This window comes from Caballeronia sp. INML2 (assembly GCF_023631365.1).
Taxonomy (GTDB): Bacteria; Pseudomonadota; Gammaproteobacteria; order Burkholderiales; family Burkholderiaceae; genus Caballeronia; species Caballeronia turbans.
Genome location: NZ_JALQDH010000046.1, coordinates 40,465 through 59,482, shown reverse-complemented (window position 1 = coordinate 59,482; position 19,018 = coordinate 40,465). Strand labels below are relative to the sequence as shown.

Here is a 19,018-nt window from a genome sequence, read left to right as displayed (position 1 = left end):
TTTTTCATCGACCATTCAGAAAATCAGGACGATTGCCATGAGCCAGACGACATTCGATCTCGCGGTGCTGCGCAGCTTTGTCGCGGGAATGGATCTGGGCAGCTTCGCGAAGGCGGCGGACCGTGTCGGGCGCTCGACGTCGGCGGTAAGCGCGCAGCTACGCAAACTGGAGGAACAGGCGGGCGCGCCGCTCTTTCGCAAGTCGGGGCGCGGACTCGCGCTCACCGACGCGGGCGAAGTGATGCTTGGCTATGCGCGGCGCCTCGTCGAACTGAACGACGAAGCCGCCGTCGCGATTCGCGGCGTCGATCTGGAAGGCTGGATCCGGCTCGGGCTGCAGGAGGATTTCGGCGAAGTCGTGCTTCCGGACGTGCTCGGCCGGTTCGCGCGGGCGCATCCGAAGGTGCGGATCGAAGCGCGTGTGGCGCGTAACACCGAGTTGCTGGAGCGCATCGATACCGGACAGCTCGATCTTGCGCTCGTGTGGGGCGCGGCAGGCGTGACCGACGACCGCAACGCCGCGATGATCGCCGAGCCGATCGCCGCGCCGCCGATGCGCTGGATCGCGTCGTCGACGGTTCCGTGGCAGTTCAGCGCCGACGAGGCTCTACCGCTCATCGCGTTCGATCGTCCGTGTCTCTTTCACAGCGCGGCGGCCGCGGCGCTGGATCGCGCGGGCATCAAATGGCGCGTGGCGTTCACGAGCCCGAGCTTGTCGGGATTGTGGGCAGCGGCGGCCGCAGGTCTGGGCGTCACCGTGCGAACGAGCTATGGATTGCCATCGACGGTTCGGGCGCTCGATGCCGGCGAAGGTGAATTGCCGGCGCTGCCTTCGATCCCGCTCGCGCTGCATCGCGCATCGGGGAGCGCGTCGCCGCCGGTCGAGCGGCTGGCGGCGCTGGTGATGGCTTCAGTGCGGGCAGCGCACGTTCCTGAGGAAACGGCGCTCGCCTGAAGGCGGGCTCAGGCGTCGCGGCGCTTGTCCCGCTCGATCACCGCATACGCGCTGTGATTGTGGATCGACTCGAAGTTCTCCGCTTCGAGCACATACGCGACGATGCGCTCGTCGGCGTTCAGACGCGTGGCGACATCGCGCACGAGATCCTCGACGAACTTCGGGTTTTCATACGCGCGCTCGGTCACGAACTTCTCGTCGGGGCGCTTCAACAGTCCCCAAAGTTCGCACGACGCCTCTTCCTCCGCGATACGAATGAGCTCCTCGACCGCGACTTCCCCCGCGAGCTGCGCGAGGATCGTCACGTGCGAGCGCTGATTGTGCGCGCCGTATTGCGAGATCTTCTTCGAGCACGGGCACAGGCTCGTCACGGGCACGAGCACTTTCATCGACATATGCGTTTGGCCATCGCGCTTCTCGGCGATGAACGTCGCTTCGTAGTCCAGCAGGCTTTGCACGCCGGAGACCGGCGCAGTCTTCATCACGAAGTACGGCAAGGTCACTTCGATACGCCCCGAATGCGCTTCGAGCTTCGCCAGCATCGAGGCGAGGAGCGTGCGCAGGGCGGCCTGATCGAGCGGCTCGCGATGCTCTTCGAGCAGCGCGACGAAGCGCGACATATGCGTGCCCTTCTGGTCGGCGGGCAAATGCACGTCGAGATTCCAGACACCGACGCTCGGCTGCACGCCGTTCGCCGTGCGCACCGACAACGGATGCCGCACGCCCTTTACACCGACGCGCTGAATCGCGATCTGACGCGTGTCGGGCGTGCTCTGGACATCGGGCATCACGAAGGCGGGATTCATCTGATTCATTTGTTTTGTCCTTATGCGCCGCGCGTCCCGAATGACGCGAGCGGTTCGAAACGTTCAAGCGCACACGGCGCGGGACGATGCCCGCGCCGTGTGCCAAAGCGTTGATGCACGGCGCACCCCGAGCGCGCCGTTCGAGCGGTGCGTCGTCAGGCGACGCGCTTGGTCAGCTTCTCTGCGTGCGCGCTTTCGACGGCGTCGATGAAGCGCTCGCGAATCGACTTGACGATGCCAGCGGAGTCAAGGCCGACGCTCGCGAGCAGCTTGGCCGGATCGCCGTGATCGATGAAGATGTCGGGCAGACCGAGCTGCAGAACGGGCTTCACGATCGAGCTGGCGAGCAGCGCTTCGACGCACGCGGAACCCGCGCCGCCCATGATCGCGCCTTCTTCGATCGTCACGATGGCATCGTGCGTCGCGGCGAGTTCGCGCAACAGATCGGCGTCGACCGGCTTTACGAAACGCATGTTGGCAACCGTCAGATCCAGCTCTTCAGCCGCGGCGAGCGACGGCGCGACCATCGTGCCGAACGCGCAAATCGCGATGCGCTTGCCCGAGCCGAGCTTCTGCGACGACTCGCGGCGAATCTCGCCACGGCCGACGGGAATCGCGGTCATTTGCTTGACGGTTGCGACGCCGGTGCCCGCGCCGCGCGGATAACGCACGGCTGTCGGGTTCGGCTGCTGCAGCGCCGTGTAGAGCATCTGGCGGCATTCGTTTTCGTCCGATGCCGCCATCACCGTCATATTCGGGATGCAGCGCAGGAACGCGAGATCGTAGTTGCCCGCGTGCGTCGCGCCGTCCGCGCCGACGAGGCCCGCGCGATCGATCGCGAAGACCACTGGCAGATTCTGCAGCGCGACATCGTGAATCAACTGATCGTATGCGCGTTGCAGGAAGGTCGAATAGATGGCGACGACGGGCTTCATGCCGTCCGCCGCGAGACCGCCCGCGAACGTGACCGCGTGCTGCTCGGCGATACCGACATCGAAATAACGGTCCGGGAAGCGCTTCTCGAATTCGACCATGCCGGAGCCTTCGCGCATTGCCGGCGTGATGCCGACCACGCGCGAATCCTGCGCCGCGGCGTCGCACAGCCACTCGCCGAACACCTGCGTGTAAGTCTTCTTCGAAGGCGCCGTCGACGGCTTGATGCCTTCGGCCGGATTGAACTTGCCCGGGCCGTGGTACAGCACCGGATCGGCTTCGGCGAGCTTGTAGCCCTGGCCTTTCTTCGTGACGACGTGCAGGAACTGCGGGCCGCGCAGTTCCTTGATGTTCTGAAGCGTCGGAATCAGCGAATCGAGATCGTGACCGTCGATCGGCCCGATGTAGTTGAAGCCGAATTCTTCGAACAGCGTGGCCGGCACGATCATGCCCTTCGCGTGCTCTTCGAGCTTGCGGGCGAGATCGAGCACCGGCGGCGCATGACGCAGCACGCGTTCGACACCCGCGCGCGCCGCAGCGTAGAAACGGCCCGACATCAGACGCGCGAGATGGCGATTCAGCGCGCCGACCGGCGGCGAGATCGACATGTCGTTGTCGTTGAGGATGACAAGCAGCGGCACGTCGTCGGCGACGCCCGCATTGTTCATCGCCTCGAAGGCCATCCCCGCGGTCATTGCGCCGTCCCCGATCACCGCGATCGAATAGCGGTTGTCGCCCTGCAGCTTGTTGGCGATCGCCATGCCGAGCGCCGCCGAAATCGACGTGCTCGAATGCGCGGTGCCGAACGTGTCGTATTCGGACTCGGCGCGGCGCGGGAAGCCGGAAATGCCGCCCCGCTGGCGCAGGCCCGGCATCTGATCACGGCGGCCCGTGAGGATCTTGTGCGGATACGTCTGATGACCGACATCCCAGACGATGCGGTCATTAGGCGTATCGAACACATAGTGCAACGCGATCGTCAGCTCGACCGTGCCCAGATTGGACGACAGATGGCCGCCCGTCTGGGACACGCTGTCGAGCACGTAGGCTCGCAGCTCGTCGGCCAGCGGTTGCAGTTGGCGGCGATCGAGGGCGCGTAAATCGGCCGGATCGTCGATGGTTTTCAGCAAGTCGTACATCGTCGTCCCATTTTAGGAAAACTGGCGTGAATCGTTCGGCGCGATTATTGCTTATCGCGCCGTGGGGTTCGTCACGCGTTCAACATCAATTCACCCGGTTCACGACCAGGTCGGCAAGCTCGGCCAGGCGTTGGCCACGCGCGCCGAACGGCTGGATGGCGGCGTGCGCGTCGCGGCCGAGCTGCGCGGCCAGTTCGCGCGATGCATCGAGCCCGATGATCGACACGTAAGTCGGCTTGTCGTGCTGCGCATCTTTTCCGGCGGTCTTGCCGAGCGTGGCGGAATCGGCGGTGACGTCCAGGATGTCGTCGACGACCTGGAATGCGAGGCCGATCGCGGCGGCATAGTGGTCCAGTGAGGCGAGCGCGTCCGCGCCCGGATCCGTGCCCGCGAGCGCGCCCATGCGCACCGATGCGCGCAACAGCGCACCCGTTTTCTTGCGATGCATCGTCTCGAGCTCGGGGCGCGACAGCTTGCGACCGACGCTTTCGAGGTCGATCGCCTGGCCGCCCGCCATGCCGAGCGAACCGCTCGCGACGGCGAGCTCGCGCACCAGCGCGGCTTGCTGGCCATCGTCCAGACCATTGCGTTCGGCCGTCAACGCCACGAACGCCTGCGATTGCAGCGCGTCGCCGACGAGCAGTGCCGTCGCTTCGTCATATTGGATGTGTACCGTGGGCTTGCCCCGGCGCAGTGCGTCGTCGTCCATGGCGGGCATGTCGTCATGCACCAGCGAATAGACGTGAATCATCTCGAGCGCCGCGCTCGCCGCTTCCACGGCCGGCGCGCTCGCGCCGGTCAGTTCGCCCGCCGCGTGGACGAGGAGCGGTCTCACGCGCTTGCCGCCGCCCAATACCGCATAGCGCATGGCCTCATGCAGGCGCGCCGGCGCGATGTCCGTGTCCGGAAGATAGTGTTCGAGTGCCGTCTCGACGCGATCGAGCGTCGCGCGCATCCATTGTTCGAAGTTCATAGGTCGTCATCCCCGTTGTCGTTTGTCGCTCCGGCACCCTGGGTGGCGCGCTGTACCTCGGCGGGCAGCGGCTTGAGCGTCTCGCCATCGAGAACGCGTACCTGCTGCTCGACTTTTTCGAGCTGCTGTTGGCAAAAGCCCACAAGCGCCGCGCCGCGGCGATAAGCCGCAAGCGACTCCTCGAGACTCAGCGCGCCCTCTTCCATGCGCGCGACGAGCGATTCGAGTTCTGCCAGCGCCGCCTCGTAATTCTCCGGAAGCTGCGCGGCGTCCGCGCTTTGCGCGTCGGCGCCGGTATGCTCGCCTGTTTCCTGGACAGCGGTCTTCGCCATGAATCGTGGATGTGCAATTGAATTTTTGGAACCAAGTCGCACATTCTACGGCAAAAGACAAATTTTCGACCCGCATCCCGTCCGCGCGGAACGCCCAAGACTGCGTTGCGGGATTGTCCGCCGATCGTCGCGGACCGCGCCGTCCGCGCTCTTTTGCCTGGCGATCGCGAGGAACTCTCGCGACAATTTATACCCAAATCAAGACCTTAAGTACCCCAAGGAGGGGGATTTCGGTATAATCGCGGGCTCCCTAAATCGAATCTTCGATGGTTGGGTTGTTCACTGCTTTCACGTTTTCATCGGGAGTGGGAATGTCCAATCTGAGCAATGCATTGCAGCTGAATGCCATTCACAGTCAGCTGCCAGTCACGGCTTACTTTGACGAAGCGCTTCTTACGCGCGAAATCGACACACTTTTCAAGCAAGGTCCACGCTACATCGGGCACGAACTCATGGTTCCCGAAGCGGGAAACTATTTCGCGCTCCCCGGCGAGCGCGAAGGGCGCGTGCTCGTCCGTAATCAGCAGAACGATATCGAGCTGCTGTCGAACGTGTGCCGCCATCGCCAGGCGATCATGCTCAATGGCCGCGGCAGCGCGGACAACATCGTCTGCCCGCTGCATCGCTGGACCTACGATCTCAACGGGCAACTGCTCGGTGCGCCCCATTTCGCGGACAAGCCCTGCCTGAACCTCGGCAAGACTCCGCTGCAGAACTGGCAAGGCCTGCTTTTCGAATCGGAGGGCCGCAACGTCGCCGCGGATCTCGCGAGACTTGGCACGGCGCGTCATTTCGACTTTTCGGGCTTCATGTTCGATCACGTCGAAGTGCATGAGTGCAACTACAACTGGAAGACCTTCATCGAGGTCTATCTCGAGGACTATCACGTCGCGCCGTTCCATCCGGGACTCGGCAGCTTCGTGTCGTGCGACAACCTCGAGTGGGAATTCGGCGACTGGTACAGCGTCCAGACCGTCGGCGTCCACAAGAATCTGGAAAAGCCGGGCAGCCCGACATACCGCAAGTGGCACGACGAAGTACTGCGTTTCCGCAACGGCACGCCACCCGAGTTCGGCGCAATCTGGATGGTGTATTACCCCGGTCTGATGATCGAGTGGTATCCGCACGTCCTGGTCGTGTCGTGGCTGATTCCGCACGGCACGCAGAAGACGACGAACATCGTCGAGTTCTATTATCCCGAGGAAATCGCGCTCTTCGAGCGTGAGTTCATCGAGGCCGAACGTGCCGCCTATATGGAAACCGCGCGCGAGGACGACGAGATCGCCGAGCGCATGGACGCCGGCCGCCGCGCGCTGATGTCGCGCGGCGAGAACCAGGTCGGTCCGTATCAAAGCCCGATGGAATCCGGCATGCAGCACTTCCACGAGTTCCTGCGACATCAACTCGGGAGCATCTGAACGCGGTTCAGTCATCGAGAAAAGACGGGCTTTCGAGCCCGTTTTTTCTTTTAGACTATTGGCTCATCCCCGCATCAAAAAGCGCCGCTTCAGGAGCCGTCATGCCGCACACCCACTACACCACGCTCATCTCGGCTGCGAATCTCGCCGAACGGCTGGCCGCCGCGCCCGGCAGCATCCTCGTCTTCGATTGCCGCTTCGATCTCGCCGCACCCGAGTCGGGCGAAAAGGCCTACGCGCAAGGACATATTCCCGGCGCCCACTATCTCCATCTGGACCGCGATTTGTCCGGCGTCAAGACGGGCACGAACGGGCGTCATCCGCTGCCCGAACGCGCCGCGCTCGTCACGAAGCTCGCGAGCTTCGGCCTGAACGAGGGGCAGCAAGTGGTTGCATACGATGCGCAAGGCGGCATGTACGCCGCGCGTCTGTGGTGGCTGCTGCGCTGGCTCGGTCACGATTCCGTCGCGCTGCTCGACGGCGGCCTGCAAGCGTGGGAAGCCGCGGGCAATTCGCTCGACAGCGCCGTACCGGCGAAGTCTCAGGGCACGTTCAAGGCCGGCGCCCCGCTGCAGGTGACCATCGACGCGCAGGCGATCGAGCGCAGCATCGGCACGCGCGACCATCTGCTGATCGATGCCCGCGCCGCCGACCGCTATCGCGGCGAGAACGAGACGATCGATCCCGTCGGCGGGCATATCCCCGGCGCGCTCAATCACTTCTTCAAAAACAACCTGACAGCGGAAGGCCGCTTCAAAACCGCGCACGAACTGCGCGAAGCGTTCGGCTCGCTCGTCGGCACGACACCGGCGGACCGCATCGTGCTGCAATGCGGATCGGGCGTGACGGCGTGCCACAACGCGCTCGCGATGGAAATCGCGGGCCTGCACGGCGCGGCGCTATATCCCGGCTCATGGAGCGAGTGGAGCGCCGATCCGGGCCGCCCGGTCGCGACCGGGCCGAATCCCTGAACGTCGTTATCTGACGCCGTGCTCGCGGAACCACGCGAGCGCGCGCTTCCAGCTGTCTTCCGCATCGGCCTTGCGATAGCTCGGACGATAATCCGCGAAGAACGCATGCCCCGCGTCGTCGTAGACGACGAACTGCGAGTTCTTTGCGGGCGGCGGATCGTTGGCGAGCGCCTGTTTCATTTGCTCGATGGTGTCCTGCGGAATGCTCTGATCCTGCCGCCCATAAAGGCCGAGCACCGGCACCTTGAGTTCACTCGCGAGATCGAGCGGATTGTTCGGCGTCATCTCCGTCTTGTTGCCGACGAGCCGCCCGTAAAACGCGACCGCCGCCTTGAGATTCGGGTTGTGCTCCGCGTACAGCCATGAGTACCGCCCGCCCCAGCAGAACCCGATGACGCCCGTGCGCTTCGTATCGCCGCCGTGCTCGCCCGCCCATTTGATGGCCTGATCGATGTCGGAGATCACCTGCGAATCCGGCACTTTCGACACGACCTGCTCGTTTAGCTGCTGTATCGACGAATACGCCTTCGGATCGCCCTGACGCGTGAAAAACTCCGGCGCGATCGCGAGATAACCCTGCTTCGCGAAGCGCCGGCAGACGTCGGCGATATGCTCATGGACCCCGAAAATCTCGTGGATCACGATGATGACAGGCAGATGCGTCTTGCCCTTCGGTTGCGCGCGATACGCGGGCACGAGCGTGCCGTCCGCACCGCGTATGCCGATGGCGCCCGCTTCGAGCCCGTCGGAATCGGTATGAATGGTCTGGGCGGACACCGGCAGCACGGCGGCCGCGAAGCCGGTGCCGAAGGTCGCCTTGATGAAGGTGCGTCGATCGAACGGAACGTGCGGAACGAGGCTGTCGACTTCAGGGTCTAGCATGGAAAGCTCCCGCGGCGGAGCCGTCGCATCATGTTCGCGATCGAGTGCGACGGCGTGGATCCTTGGAACCGCGCGACGTGCTCGAGGCTGCACGCAGCGCGGCGCTGCACGACGAAGAACGCGCGCCGTGGATCGGGCGCGCCGCCCATTCTAAACAGCTTTGAACGAATGGCGCAGGCGTTCTATTCCGTGTCAGTGCAGCTTCACGCGCGGCGCGGTGGAGCGGCGCAGCCAGTGCGCGACCGTATCGAGCATCATGCGCGCATAGCCGTGCAGCGCGGCGATGTGCAGCCGGTAAAGCGACATGTACATGAAGCGCGCGAAAAGTCCTTCGATCAGCATGTTCCCGCCGATCAGCCCGCCCATCAGATTGCCGACGGCGCTGTAATGCCCGAGCGACACCAACGAGCCGAAATCGCGATATGTGTACTCGGGCAGCGGCTTGCCCTGCAACATCCGCTCGAACGATTTGAACAGAAAACTCGCCTGCTGATGCGCGGCCTGCGCGCGCGGTGGCACGTTGCGCTCGTTGCCGGGCCACGGACACGCGGCGCAATCGCCGAGCGCGAAGACGTGGTCGTCGGTTTCGGTTTGCAGCGTGCGGCGCACGACCAGCTGGCCGAGGCGGTTTGTCGGCAGACCCTCGAGACTGGCGAGGATCGCGGGCGCTTTGATGCCCGCCGCCCAGACCGTGAGATCCGCACGAATCGTCTTGCCGCTCGCCGTGCGGATCGCATCGCGCGACACCTGCGCGACCGTTTCGCCGGTCATGAGCTTCACGCCGAGCTTGGCGAGCAGTTCCGCCGTCGCGATGGACACGCGCTCCTGCAGCGCGGGCAGGATGCGCGGCCCGGCTTCGATCAGCACGATGCCGATATCGTGCTTCGGGTCGAGCTTGTGCAATCCGTATGCGGAAAGCACTTGCGCGGTATTGCGCAGTTCCGCCGACAATTCGACACCCGTCGCGCCGGCGCCGACGATCGCCACCTGGATGCGCGGCACCGGATCGACACCCGGCTCGTCCTCGCCGTTCTCCACGCCCGCCGCAACCGGTTCCGGCGCGAAGTGCTCCGCGCGCATGCAGGCCGCGATGAGGCGCTTGCGAAAAAGCTCCGCCTGACCGACCGTGTCGAGCGCGATCGAGTTCTGCTGCGCGCCTTCGACGCCGAAGAAATGCGTCGTGCTGCCGATCGCGATGACGAGCGTGTCGTACTCCAGCTCGCGCTCGGGCAGAAGCTCGCCGGCTTCTTCATCGCGTAACGCGCCGATCGTGATGCGCCTCGCCGCGCGATCCAGCCCGACGAGTTCGCCCTGCTGAAACTCGAAGCCGTGCCATAGCGCTTGCGCCGCGTATTCGAGTTCCTGCGTGAACGGGTCCATGCTCCCCGCCGCGACTTCGTGCAGGAGCGGCTTCCAGATATGCGTCGGATTGCGGTCGACGAGCGTGACTTGCGCTTTTGGCGGCGTCTTGCTATCCGTCGAGCCGAAACGGTCGCCGAGACGAGTTGCGAGTTCGAGGCCGCCAGCCCCTCCGCCGACGATAATGAAGCGATGCATGGAACTCTCCCTGTGCTTTTATATTGGATCGGCCTTCGTGCGTATCTTCCTCGATCGGCTCATTGTGCGTGAGCTTCAATGACAGTCACAAGCGCGTCACCAGCATGTCGGGCATATGCGACATCCGCCGCATATGCCTTGCGCAAAGAATTTCAGCGCGCGCTCAATGCGCTTCTTCCCAGTTGTTGCCGACACCGACTTCCGCCACCAGCGGCACCTTCAGCTTCGCGACGCCGCACATCAAATCAGGTAAGCGCTTCCTGACCTCGGGCAGCGCTTCCTCGGGCACTTCGAGCACGAGTTCATCGTGCACCTGCATGATCATCTTCGCGCCGATGCCCGAACTTTCGAGCCAGTCCTGCACCGCGATCATCGACAACTTGATGAGATCGGCGGCCGTGCCCTGCATCGGCGCGTTGATCGCGGCGCGTTCCGCCGCCTGACGGCGCGGCCCGCTGCCGCCGTTGATCTCGGGCAGCCACAGACGCCGGCCGAATACCGTCTCGACGAAGCCATTCGCCTTCGCGCTGATGCGTGTGTTCTCCATATACGCCGCCACGCCCGGATAACGCGCGAAATAGCGGTCGATATAAAGCTTGGCCGCATCGCGCGTGATGCCGAGATTCGACGCGAGCCCGAACGAGCTCATGCCGTAGATCAAACCGAAGTTGATGACTTTCGCGATGCGACGCTGATCGTTATCGACTTCGAGCGGCGTGACGCTGAACACTTCAGATGCTGTCGCGCGATGCACGTCCTCGCCTTCCTTGAACGCGCGCATCAGCGATTCATCGCCGGAAATATGCGCCATGATGCGCAGTTCGATTTGCGAGTAATCCGCCGACACGATCTTGCGGCCCGGCGGCGCGATGAACGCTTCACGAATGCGCCGCCCTTCGCCCGTGCGCACCGGGATGTTCTGCAAGTTCGGCTCGTTCGACGACAGGCGCCCTGTCACCGCGACGGCCTGCGCATAGTTCGTGTGCACGCGTCCCGTCGATGCATTCACCATGCGCGGCAGCTTGTCCGTATAGGTGGACTTGAGTTTCGACAGCCCGCGATGCTCGAGCAGCACCTTCGGCAACGGATAGTCTTCCGCCAGCTTTTGCAGCACTTCTTCATCGGTGGAAGGCGCGCCGCTCGGCGTCTTTTTCACGACCGGCAATTGCAGCTTCTCGAAGAAGATCTGGCCGATCTGCTTGGGCGAGCCGAGATTGAATTCGCCGCCCGCGAGTTCATAGGCTTGCGCCTGCAAATCGATTAGACGCTTGGCGATTTCGTTGCTCTGTTTATCGAGCCGTTCGCGATCGATCAGTACACCGTTACGTTCCATCTTGCGCAGCACGCGCGACGTCGGCATTTCGATGTCGCGATACACGTGCAACAGGCCTTCCTCCTGCGCCACTTGCGGGTAGAGCGCGTGATGCAGGCGCAACGTGATATCCGCGTCTTCGGCTGCATAGGCCGAGGCCTTGTCGAGCGGCACTTCGTCAAAACCGATCTGCGACGCGCCCTTGCCCGCGACGTCTTCGTACTTGATCGTCTTCACGCCGAGATGACGCAACGCGAGGTTGTCCATGTCGTGCGGCCGGTGCGACTCGAGCACATACGATTGCAGCAGCGTGTCGTGCTCGACGCCGCGCATTTCGATGCCGTAGTTGGCGAGCACCTGCTCGTCGTACTTCAGGTGCTGACCGACCTTTTTCTTCGATGCGTCTTCGAGCCAGGGCTTGAGCTTCGCGAGCACTTCATCGCGCGGCAACTGCTCGGGCGCATCCGGACCGCGATGCGCGACCGGTATGTAGGCCGCATGGCCGGGCTCGGTCGACACCGACATGCCGACGATCTGCGCGGTCATCGGATCGAGCGATGTGGTCTCGCTGTCGAAGGACGTGATCTCCGCTTCGTTGATGCGCTTGAACCAGGCGTCGAACTGCTCCCACGTCTGTACCGTCTCGTAGTGATGCACGATTTCGGTGACTTCCGCAGGCGGCGTATCGGTGGGGCCTTCGACCGCATCGGCGATGTCGATTTCGCGCAGCCACGTCTTGAAGCCATGACGCATGAACACGTCGCGCAGTTCGTCGCGCGACTCGGGACGCGTGACGAGCGTGCCGTCGATCGACTCGATCTGCGAAGTGAGGTCGCATTCCGTGTGCACGGTGACGAGCTTTCTCGCCATCGGCAGGAAGTCCAGAGCCTTGCGCAGATTGTCTCCTACCGCACCCTTGATCTCGCCGGCATGTTCTACGATGCCATCAAGGGTTTCGTATTGCGTGAGCCATTTGAGCGCTGTCTTGGGGCCACACTTCTCGACGCCCGGCACGTTATCGACGGTATCGCCGATGAGCGACAGATAGTCGACGATTCGCTCCGGCGGCACGCCGAACTTCGCGAGCACGCCGGCGCGGTCGAGCGTTTCGTTGGTCATCGTATTGATGAGGGTGACATGATCCGTCACGAGCTGAGCCAGATCCTTGTCGCCCGTCGACACGATCACCTTCATGCCGCGCTTCTCGGCAACGACTGCGAGCGTGCCGATGACGTCGTCGGCCTCGACGCCTTCGATCATGACGAGCGGCCAGCCGAGCGCGCGCACGGCGACGTGAATAGGCTCGATCTGTCTGGAGAGGTCTTCCGGCATGGAGGGCCGGTTGGCTTTGTATTCGGCGTACCAGTCGTCGCGGAAAGTCTTGCCTTTGGCATCAAATACGCACGCGCTATACTCTGCATTGATTTCGCGCCGCAAGCGCCGCAGCATGTTGATCATCCCATACAGAGCGCCGGTGGGCCCGCCGTCGGGGCCTCGCAAGTCCGGCATCGCATGGTAGGCCCGGTACAAGTAGCTAGAACCGTCGACCAATAGCAGGGTCTTACCTTCAAGACTTAGTTCTTCAGGCATTATGAACAAGAGAAAAGTGATTCCGAGTCTGCGATCACTCGCAGATCAAGAGCGCGCGACGGCCAAGAAGGCTCGCGCATCGTGGCAGATGTTCACGATTATGGCAGAGTTTATCGAGGCGACCGAGTACCTCTCGGAGATTCGCCCTGCCATCAGCATCTATGGTTCGGCGCGTCTGAAACCGGAGTCGCCGTACTATCAGCTCACGATCGAAATCGCGCAGAAATTCTCCGACGCGGGCTTCGCCGTCATATCGGGCGGCGGGCCGGGCATCATGGAAGCGGCCAATAAAGGCGCGCATGCGGGCAAGTCGCCTTCGGTGGGTCTGAATATCGAACTGCCGCACGAGCAATCGGGCAATCAGTGGCAGGATATCTCGCTGCGCTTCCGGCACTTCTTCACGCGCAAGGTGACGTTCGTGAAGAATTCGGATGCGGTCGTGGTGATGCCGGGCGGCTTCGGTACGCTGGATGAACTTGCCGAAGTGTTGACGCTGATTCAGACCAAGAAGTCGCGTCACGTGCCGATCGTGCTCGTCGGCGCGGAGTTCTGGGCCGGGCTGCTCGACTGGTTCAAGAACACGTTGCTTACCAACGGCGTGATCAGCCCGAAAGATCTCGATCTGATGCAGGTGATCGATGATCCGGATCAGGTGCTGGATGCCGTGTTGCGGTTCTATGAAGACCGCGAAGACTCGGTCGAGCAGCCGGCGGAAAGCAAGTCGGATGAGGATCGGATGTTTTATCTTTGACGCGGTAGCACCAACCGTGCGAAAGGCCGTGTGCGCACACGGCCTTTGAGCTTGAAATTGTTGTAGCGCGCTTCTCATATCCCGGCACCGCAATGCCGCGGCATCACACATTTCCACAAAATATAGTTATCCGAAATGTATCCTAGCGCCCCGCGCGGGCAGTTAGCCCTGCGTCTTGGCGCTCGCCATCGACACCCGCATACGACAACTGGCACCGGTCGATTTTTGCGTTTGTCGATAGCTTTCACTAATTAAATCTGGCTTTTCGAGATAGCGCCAATCGGAACGCCGTTGCCTTTGCCAGAAATGGCAAGCCCGGACCCAACATGAAACATTTGTCGAATCGACCATTGCGGCTAGCCGCCGCCGCAGCCATGGTCATCTCACTGCTCGCCGCCTGCGACCAATCGAAAAGCCCTTCGAATTCCGTACCAGCCTCCGCCCCCCAGGACGGCAGGATCGCGCTGCTCAAGGACATCTCCGGCGTATGGACTCCGACCGCGACTCCCGGCCTGACCACGATCTACTACGCGGATAATCGCTTGCAAATCCTTCAGGGCGACACGCCGCTGGCCGTCACCTTGGGCGACGTGGACCCCGGCGAGGGAACGGTCAACGTCAACACAGTGGCGCGCGGCAAGGAAGAGATTCTCACCATCCGCAAACAGTGGAACACCGACCACACCGCCTACAACCTGTCGATGACCGGCAGCGATGGTTACCAGGAGACACTTGGCTTCGTGCGTCGAGTCAGCAATGACGATATGAACAGGATCAGCAGGCTCACTGTGGCAAAGACGCCTGTGCCGCAGCCTTCGCAGCCCGTCGAAACATCGCCCGCTTCCACCGTTCCGAGCGATCGCGGCGTCATCGATATGTGGCTGGGCGGCATCGACATGAATCTGCGCTCGTGCCCCGGCTCGACGTGCGCGGCCGTCATCGTCGTGCCGAAAGATTCGAAAGTGAACGCCGACACGTCAACGATTCGCAACGTCACCGAGTCGTCGGGTGCGAATACGCCTTGGGTACGCGTCACTTACGAGGGGGCATACTGCACGCCGGCCGAACTGGACCAACAGACCGGCTGTACACCGTCTCACGGCACCGAAGCGCCTGTCACTGGCTGGATGAACTACAGCCGGCTGCTGGCGGCCCCGCGCGCGCAGCAATAAACGCTTGGCGGGCGGCATCTTGCGCCGCCCTCCTGTCATTAAGCGGCGTTACTGAAACGCCACCTCCGCGAAACTTCGCAACTTGCGGGAATGCAGCTTCGACAACCCGTTCTCGCGCAGCAATTCCATCGCTTTAACGCCGATCTGCAAGTGCTGATCCACTTGCGCTCGATAGAACTGATCGGCCATCCCGGGCAACTTCAGTTCGCCATGCAGCGGCTTGTCCGACACGCATAGCAACGTCCCGTACGGCACGCGAAAACGGAACCCGTTCGCCGCGATAGTCGCGCTTTCCATGTCGAGCGCCACCGCCCGGCTCTGCGACAGCCGACGCACCGGTTCGCGGTGATCACGCAATTCCCAGTTACGGTTATCGACGCTCGCGACCGTGCCCGTGCGCATCACGCGCTTCAGCTCGACGCCTTCGAGTTTCGTCACCTGCGCGACCGCGCGCTCCAGCGCAACCTGCACTTCCGCGAGCGCCGGCACCGGAACCCACAGCGGCAGATCGTCATCGAGGACGTGGTCTTCGCGCACATAACCGTGAGCAAGCACGTAATCGCCCAGACGCTGCGTGTTACGCAAACCCGCGCAGTGCCCGAGCATGATCCACGCGTGCGGCCGCAGCACGGCGATGTGATCCGTAATCGTCTTCGCGTTCGACGGCCCCACGCCGATGTTCACCATCGTGATGCCGCTGCCGTCCGCGCGCTTCAGGTGATACGCGGGCATCTGCGGCAGGCGCGCGGACGGCGTGCCTTCCTCGGGCTGTTCACCGAGATTCGCGTTGTACGTGACGACATCGCCCGGTTCGACGAACGACGAATACTCGCTGCGATACGCGCGCGTTTCCTCGTCGTCGGCGCGCGACATCATCGTCCGGCCGAGCTTCACGAACTCGTCGATATAAAACTGGTAGTTCGTGTACAGCACGTAATTCTGGAAGTGCGTGGGCGAAGTCGCCGTGTAGTGTCTCAGCCGATGCAGCGAGAAATCGACACGCGCCGCCGTGAAGAGCGCGAGCGGATGCGGCTCGCCCGGGCCCGGCTCGTACGTGCCGTTGACGATCCGATCGTCGAGCAGCGCGAGGTCGGGTGTATCGAAGATATTGCGCATCGCGAGCAGCCGGTCCCGATCGAGATCGCCTTCGAGATGAATGCCTTCGGCGAACGCGAAATGAATGGGAATGGGATGCGCGGACACGCCCACTTCGAGGCCCACGTGATGATTCTTCGTGAGCAGACGCAATTGCTCGCGATAGTAATCGCCGAAGAGATCGGGACGCGTGAGCGTCGTTTCATAGATGCCAGGACCCGCCACGAAGCCGTACGAGCGCCGCGAATCTATCTGCGTATTCAGTTCAGTACGCACGCGCACGAACGGATAGCACGCGCGGACGCGATGCGTGAAGTGCTCGTTGCGGCGATAGCGCGCGAAGGCGTCGCGCAGGAACGCGGTATTCGCTTCATAGATCGCGGAAAGGCGCGTGACGGCCGCGGCGGGATCCTCGAAGGATTCGGTCGGAAAATCGTTGGCGGGTGTGCCTTGCGTGCTCTGGGTCCGGTCGTTTGTCATGATCTTGTGTCTTTCTTCAAATGCCCTCGTAGTGAATCGACATTAACACGGAAGAATGCGCGAACCATGAAGTCCGTCTGCATGTGAGTGCGTGCGATCACACCTCGCAACACCTTTTTGGTTCGTGGAGTCAAATTTCGCGAAACCAGCGCAAAATAAGGCGTTGGCCCAGCGTGGATCACTGAGTCGGCAACCGTTTTGTTAGAATCCGGCCATCGCCTGGAGAACCATCATGAAGCCGCACCTTTGCGCCGCCGCCGCGGCAGTCCTCGCCGCAGCAAGCTTCTGCGCATTCGCGCAGCCGGCGCAGCAAGCCGCAAACGCGGCACCTCAACCGGCGACCCAGAAAATGTCGCCGGAAGAAGCCGCGGGCCTTCCCGATCTCAAATCCATCAATCGTCCGCCCGCGAATGTCAGCTCGAAAGTCGAGATTTCGCCGCCGCGCACGCCGAGTTATCACGAACTGAGCACCAACGGCACCGAAATCACCGAATTTCGTGACAAGGGCAAACCCGTCGAAATCGATGTGCATTCGAATTTCGGCACGCGCTACCAGATGAGCGCCCCGGCCGACACTTCGCCGCAAGTGCGTGACAACGGCAAGGCGAGCACGCGCCTGCCCTCGATCAACCTGCGTTACTGATCCCGTATCGCTCCCGGACCCGCTCCAGCCGGGCGGGTCGCGGCACCGTGGCTCCTCGCGCGGCGCCACCGTTCACAGGCCACTTCCTGGCCGTCCAACCTGACCGACGTTTTCCTGCATGGCCGTCTTCACTCCCGTCACCAACGCCGATCTCGGCGACTGGCTGCAAGACTACGATCTCGGCGATGTCGTCGAATTTCGTGGCATCCAGTCGGGCATCGAGAACAGCAACTTCTTTCTCACGACGACGCACGGCGACTACGTGCTCACCATCTTCGAGAATCTCACGGCGACGCAGTTGCCGTTCTATCTCGATCTGATGCAGCATCTGGCGTCGCATCGTGTGCCCGTGCCCGACCCGATGCCGCGCCGCGACGGCTCGCTCTTCGGCATGCTGCACGGCAAGCCGGCGAGCGTCGTGACGAAGCTCGAAGGCGCACCCGAGCTTCAGCCAGCGCCCGCGCACTGCATCGAAGTCGGGCAGATGCTCGCGCGGCTGCATCTCGCGGGACGCGATTTTTCGCAGCATCAGCCGAATTTGCGCAGCCTTTCGTGGTGGCAGGAGAAGGCGCCGTCGATCGTCGATTTCCTGAGCGGCGAGCAGCGCGACCTGTTTGAAAGCGAGCTTGCGCATCAGGCGGCGTTCTTCGGCTCGGCGGATTACGCGTCGCTGCCCGACGGCCCGTGTCATTGCGATCTGTTCCGCGACAACGTGCTGTTCGCTCCCGGACGCGAGCATGCGCGGCTGGGCGGTTTCTTCGATTTCTACTTCGCGGGCGTCGACAAGTGGCTCTTCGACGTCGCCGTGACCGTGAACGACTGGTGCATCGACCTCGCGACGGGCGTGCTCGATCCCGCGCGCGTCGACGCGTTGCTGCGCGCATATCAGACCGTTCGACCGTTCACGCCCGCCGAGGAGCGTCACTGGAACGACATGCTGCGCGCCGGCGCGATGCGCTTCTGGGTCTCGCGCCTTTTCGATTTCTATCGCCCGCGCGAGGCACAGTTGCTGAACGCGCACGATCCCGGCCACTTCGAACGCATTCTGCGCGAACGCGTCAAAGCCGCTTCTCAAGTCAACCGATAACCTAGCGACATGCGACTGATCGAAGTTCCCGCCAAGACCGGCTACGTGTGGTTCCGTCAGGGCATCTGGCTGTTCCGCCGCAACCCGTTTGCGTTTCTCACGGTGTTCTTCGCCTACCTGTTCGTGATGACGCTGATCTCGCGCGTGCCGCTCGTCGGCCCGCTCCTGCCATTGCTCTTCATCCCGGGCATCGCGGTCGGCTTCATGGCGGCGTGCCGCAACACGATCGCGGGCAAGCCCGTCTGGCCCACCATTCTCGTCGACGGATTCCGTTCGTACGGCAGCGTCGTCGCACGGCGGCTGCTGGCGCTGGGCGCGCTGTATATCGTCGCGATGGCGGTGATCTTCGCGTCATCGGCACTCGTGGACGGCGGCACGCTGCTCAGCATCATGATGGGCGATGGCCCGAGCGGCGATCCGGAAACGGTCGCCGCGAGCTTCAGCCCCCTCGCGGTGCTCGTCGCGATGGCGTGCTATATCCCGGTCGCGATGCTGTTCTGGTTCGCGCCGATCCTCGTCGCGTGGCACGACGTGCCGCCCGCGAAGGCGCTGTTCTTCAGCCTGGTGTCGTGCTGGCGCAACCGTGGCGCGTTCATTTACTACGGCGTGCTGTGGATCGCAATCGCGCTCGCGGTGTCGTTCGGCCTGACCGCGCTGATGCAGGCGCTCGGCGCGGGTCAGGAAATGGCGCTCGCGGTGCTGATGCCCGCGTCGATCATCGTCACGACTGCGCTGTATTGCTCGTTCTACGCGACCTATCGCGGCTGCTTCGGTGTGAAGTCTGCCGACTCGCCGGACATTCCAGACGCGCCCGGCACGCCCAACGCCTGAGCGATTGCGGCGGATCGAACGGGCACGGCGATTCTTCGCGCGTGAAGCATTGCACGTACACTAACCGCATCGGCCGCCCCGGCCTTCCCGC

General features: G+C 63.0%; 16 protein-coding genes. 8 read left to right on the top strand and 8 right to left on the bottom strand.

Translation table 11 applies throughout. From position 1 onward, the window contains the following. Positions 1 to 37: 37 nt before the first annotated feature. Positions 38 to 955, top strand: coding sequence for a LysR substrate-binding domain-containing protein (locus tag NCT32_RS14940; protein ID WP_061118303.1), 918 nt, complete (start codon positions 38 to 40; stop codon positions 953 to 955). Positions 956 to 963: 8 nt separating this feature from the next. On the opposite strand, the gene folE2 is transcribed toward NCT32_RS14940, so the two are convergent. The 4 genes from folE2 to NCT32_RS14920 form a co-directional block, all read right to left on the bottom strand. Then, positions 964 to 1,770 carry a GTP cyclohydrolase FolE2 gene (gene folE2, locus NCT32_RS14935; protein ID WP_061118304.1) on the bottom strand — a complete coding sequence of 269 codons (807 nt, stop codon included), beginning with the start codon at positions 1,768 to 1,770 and terminating at the stop codon, positions 964 to 966. Between the two features lie 146 nt (positions 1,771 to 1,916). Then, positions 1,917 to 3,833, bottom strand: coding sequence for a 1-deoxy-D-xylulose-5-phosphate synthase (gene dxs, locus NCT32_RS14930; RefSeq protein ID WP_061118305.1), 1,917 nt, complete (start codon positions 3,831 to 3,833; stop codon positions 1,917 to 1,919). Between the two features lie 85 nt (positions 3,834 to 3,918). Further along, the gene (locus tag NCT32_RS14925; RefSeq protein ID WP_061118306.1) at positions 3,919 to 4,806 is read right to left on the bottom strand and encodes a polyprenyl synthetase family protein; all 888 of its coding nucleotides are present in this window, start codon (positions 4,804 to 4,806) and stop codon (positions 3,919 to 3,921) included. Continuing rightward, positions 4,803 to 5,138 (bottom strand): exodeoxyribonuclease VII small subunit, encoded by a 336-nt coding sequence (locus NCT32_RS14920; RefSeq protein WP_061118307.1) that lies wholly within the window; start codon positions 5,136 to 5,138, stop codon positions 4,803 to 4,805. Before NCT32_RS14920 ends, NCT32_RS14925 begins: the two co-directional genes overlap by 4 nt. A 311-nt stretch (positions 5,139 to 5,449) precedes the next feature. Between NCT32_RS14920 and NCT32_RS14915 the strand changes: the two genes are divergently transcribed. Both NCT32_RS14915 and NCT32_RS14910 read left to right on the top strand, forming a co-directional pair. After that, positions 5,450 to 6,556 carry an aromatic ring-hydroxylating dioxygenase subunit alpha gene (locus tag NCT32_RS14915; protein WP_061118308.1) on the top strand — a complete coding sequence of 369 codons (1,107 nt, stop codon included), beginning with the start codon at positions 5,450 to 5,452 and terminating at the stop codon, positions 6,554 to 6,556. Between the two features lie 101 nt (positions 6,557 to 6,657). Beyond that, a complete protein-coding gene (locus tag NCT32_RS14910; protein ID WP_061118309.1) occupies positions 6,658 to 7,527 on the top strand; it encodes a sulfurtransferase in 870 nt (289 codons plus the stop codon). A gap of 6 nt (positions 7,528 to 7,533) precedes the next feature. On the opposite strand, the gene NCT32_RS14905 is transcribed toward NCT32_RS14910, so the two are convergent. From NCT32_RS14905 to polA, 3 genes are all read right to left on the bottom strand, one after another. Beyond that, the gene (locus NCT32_RS14905) at positions 7,534 to 8,409 is read right to left on the bottom strand and encodes a dienelactone hydrolase family protein (protein WP_061118310.1); all 876 of its coding nucleotides are present in this window, start codon (positions 8,407 to 8,409) and stop codon (positions 7,534 to 7,536) included. A 192-nt stretch (positions 8,410 to 8,601) separates the two neighbouring features. Continuing rightward, entirely contained in the window at positions 8,602 to 9,966 is a 1,365-nt protein-coding gene (locus tag NCT32_RS14900; RefSeq protein WP_061118311.1) for an NAD(P)/FAD-dependent oxidoreductase, read from the bottom strand. Positions 9,967 to 10,129: 163 nt separating this feature from the next. Continuing rightward, positions 10,130 to 12,868 (bottom strand): DNA polymerase I, encoded by a 2,739-nt coding sequence (gene polA / locus NCT32_RS14895; RefSeq protein WP_061118312.1) that lies wholly within the window; start codon positions 12,866 to 12,868, stop codon positions 10,130 to 10,132. A 1-nt stretch (position 12,869) separates the two neighbouring features. Between polA and NCT32_RS14890 the strand changes: the two genes are divergently transcribed. Continuing rightward, positions 12,870 to 13,619 carry a TIGR00730 family Rossman fold protein gene (locus NCT32_RS14890; RefSeq protein WP_061118313.1) on the top strand — a complete coding sequence of 250 codons (750 nt, stop codon included), beginning with the start codon at positions 12,870 to 12,872 and terminating at the stop codon, positions 13,617 to 13,619. A gap of 326 nt (positions 13,620 to 13,945) precedes the next feature. Continuing rightward, the gene (locus NCT32_RS14885) at positions 13,946 to 14,791 is read left to right on the top strand and encodes a hypothetical protein (protein WP_143756333.1); all 846 of its coding nucleotides are present in this window, start codon (positions 13,946 to 13,948) and stop codon (positions 14,789 to 14,791) included. A gap of 48 nt (positions 14,792 to 14,839) precedes the next feature. Here the strand turns inward: NCT32_RS14885 and NCT32_RS14880 are convergent, their stop codons facing one another. Then, positions 14,840 to 16,366, bottom strand: coding sequence for an AMP nucleosidase (locus NCT32_RS14880; RefSeq protein ID WP_061118315.1), 1,527 nt, complete (start codon positions 16,364 to 16,366; stop codon positions 14,840 to 14,842). Between the two features lie 232 nt (positions 16,367 to 16,598). Here NCT32_RS14880 and NCT32_RS14875 point away from each other — a divergent pair, with 232 nt between their 5' ends. The 3 genes from NCT32_RS14875 (at position 16,599) to NCT32_RS14865 (ending at position 18,927) form a co-directional block, all read left to right on the top strand. Beyond that, a complete protein-coding gene (locus NCT32_RS14875) occupies positions 16,599 to 17,009 on the top strand; it encodes a hypothetical protein (protein ID WP_061118316.1) in 411 nt (136 codons plus the stop codon). A gap of 118 nt (positions 17,010 to 17,127) precedes the next feature. Continuing rightward, positions 17,128 to 18,096: a homoserine kinase gene (locus NCT32_RS14870; protein ID WP_061118317.1), complete on the top strand. Its 969-nt coding sequence runs from the start codon at positions 17,128 to 17,130 to the stop codon at positions 18,094 to 18,096. A gap of 9 nt (positions 18,097 to 18,105) precedes the next feature. Continuing rightward, positions 18,106 to 18,927, top strand: coding sequence for a BPSS1780 family membrane protein (locus NCT32_RS14865; protein WP_061118318.1), 822 nt, complete (start codon positions 18,106 to 18,108; stop codon positions 18,925 to 18,927). Positions 18,928 to 19,018: the final 91 nt, after the last annotated feature.

Coding starts and splice junctions, on each gene's coding strand:
- folE2 (WP_061118304.1), bottom strand. CDS start 1,770: ATGAATCAGATGAATCCCGCCTTCGTGATGCCCGATGTCCAGAGCACG.
- NCT32_RS14910 (WP_061118309.1), top strand. CDS start 6,658: ATGCCGCACACCCACTACACCACGCTCATCTCGGCTGCGAATCTCGCC.
- NCT32_RS14905 (WP_061118310.1), bottom strand. CDS start 8,409: ATGCTAGACCCTGAAGTCGACAGCCTCGTTCCGCACGTTCCGTTCGAT.
- NCT32_RS14870 (WP_061118317.1), top strand. CDS start 17,128: ATGGCCGTCTTCACTCCCGTCACCAACGCCGATCTCGGCGACTGGCTG.
- NCT32_RS14900 (WP_061118311.1), bottom strand. CDS start 9,966: ATGCATCGCTTCATTATCGTCGGCGGAGGGGCTGGCGGCCTCGAACTC.
- dxs (WP_061118305.1), bottom strand. CDS start 3,833: ATGTACGACTTGCTGAAAACCATCGACGATCCGGCCGATTTACGCGCC.
- NCT32_RS14925 (WP_061118306.1), bottom strand. CDS start 4,806: ATGAACTTCGAACAATGGATGCGCGCGACGCTCGATCGCGTCGAGACG.
- NCT32_RS14915 (WP_061118308.1), top strand. CDS start 5,450: ATGTCCAATCTGAGCAATGCATTGCAGCTGAATGCCATTCACAGTCAG.
- NCT32_RS14875 (WP_061118316.1), top strand. CDS start 16,599: ATGAAGCCGCACCTTTGCGCCGCCGCCGCGGCAGTCCTCGCCGCAGCA.
- polA (WP_061118312.1), bottom strand. CDS start 12,868: ATGCCTGAAGAACTAAGTCTTGAAGGTAAGACCCTGCTATTGGTCGAC.
- NCT32_RS14865 (WP_061118318.1), top strand. CDS start 18,106: ATGCGACTGATCGAAGTTCCCGCCAAGACCGGCTACGTGTGGTTCCGT.
- NCT32_RS14940 (WP_061118303.1), top strand. CDS start 38: ATGAGCCAGACGACATTCGATCTCGCGGTGCTGCGCAGCTTTGTCGCG.
- NCT32_RS14890 (WP_061118313.1), top strand. CDS start 12,870: ATGAACAAGAGAAAAGTGATTCCGAGTCTGCGATCACTCGCAGATCAA.
- NCT32_RS14880 (WP_061118315.1), bottom strand. CDS start 16,366: ATGACAAACGACCGGACCCAGAGCACGCAAGGCACACCCGCCAACGAT.
- NCT32_RS14885 (WP_143756333.1), top strand. CDS start 13,946: ATGAAACATTTGTCGAATCGACCATTGCGGCTAGCCGCCGCCGCAGCC.
- NCT32_RS14920 (WP_061118307.1), bottom strand. CDS start 5,138: ATGGCGAAGACCGCTGTCCAGGAAACAGGCGAGCATACCGGCGCCGAC.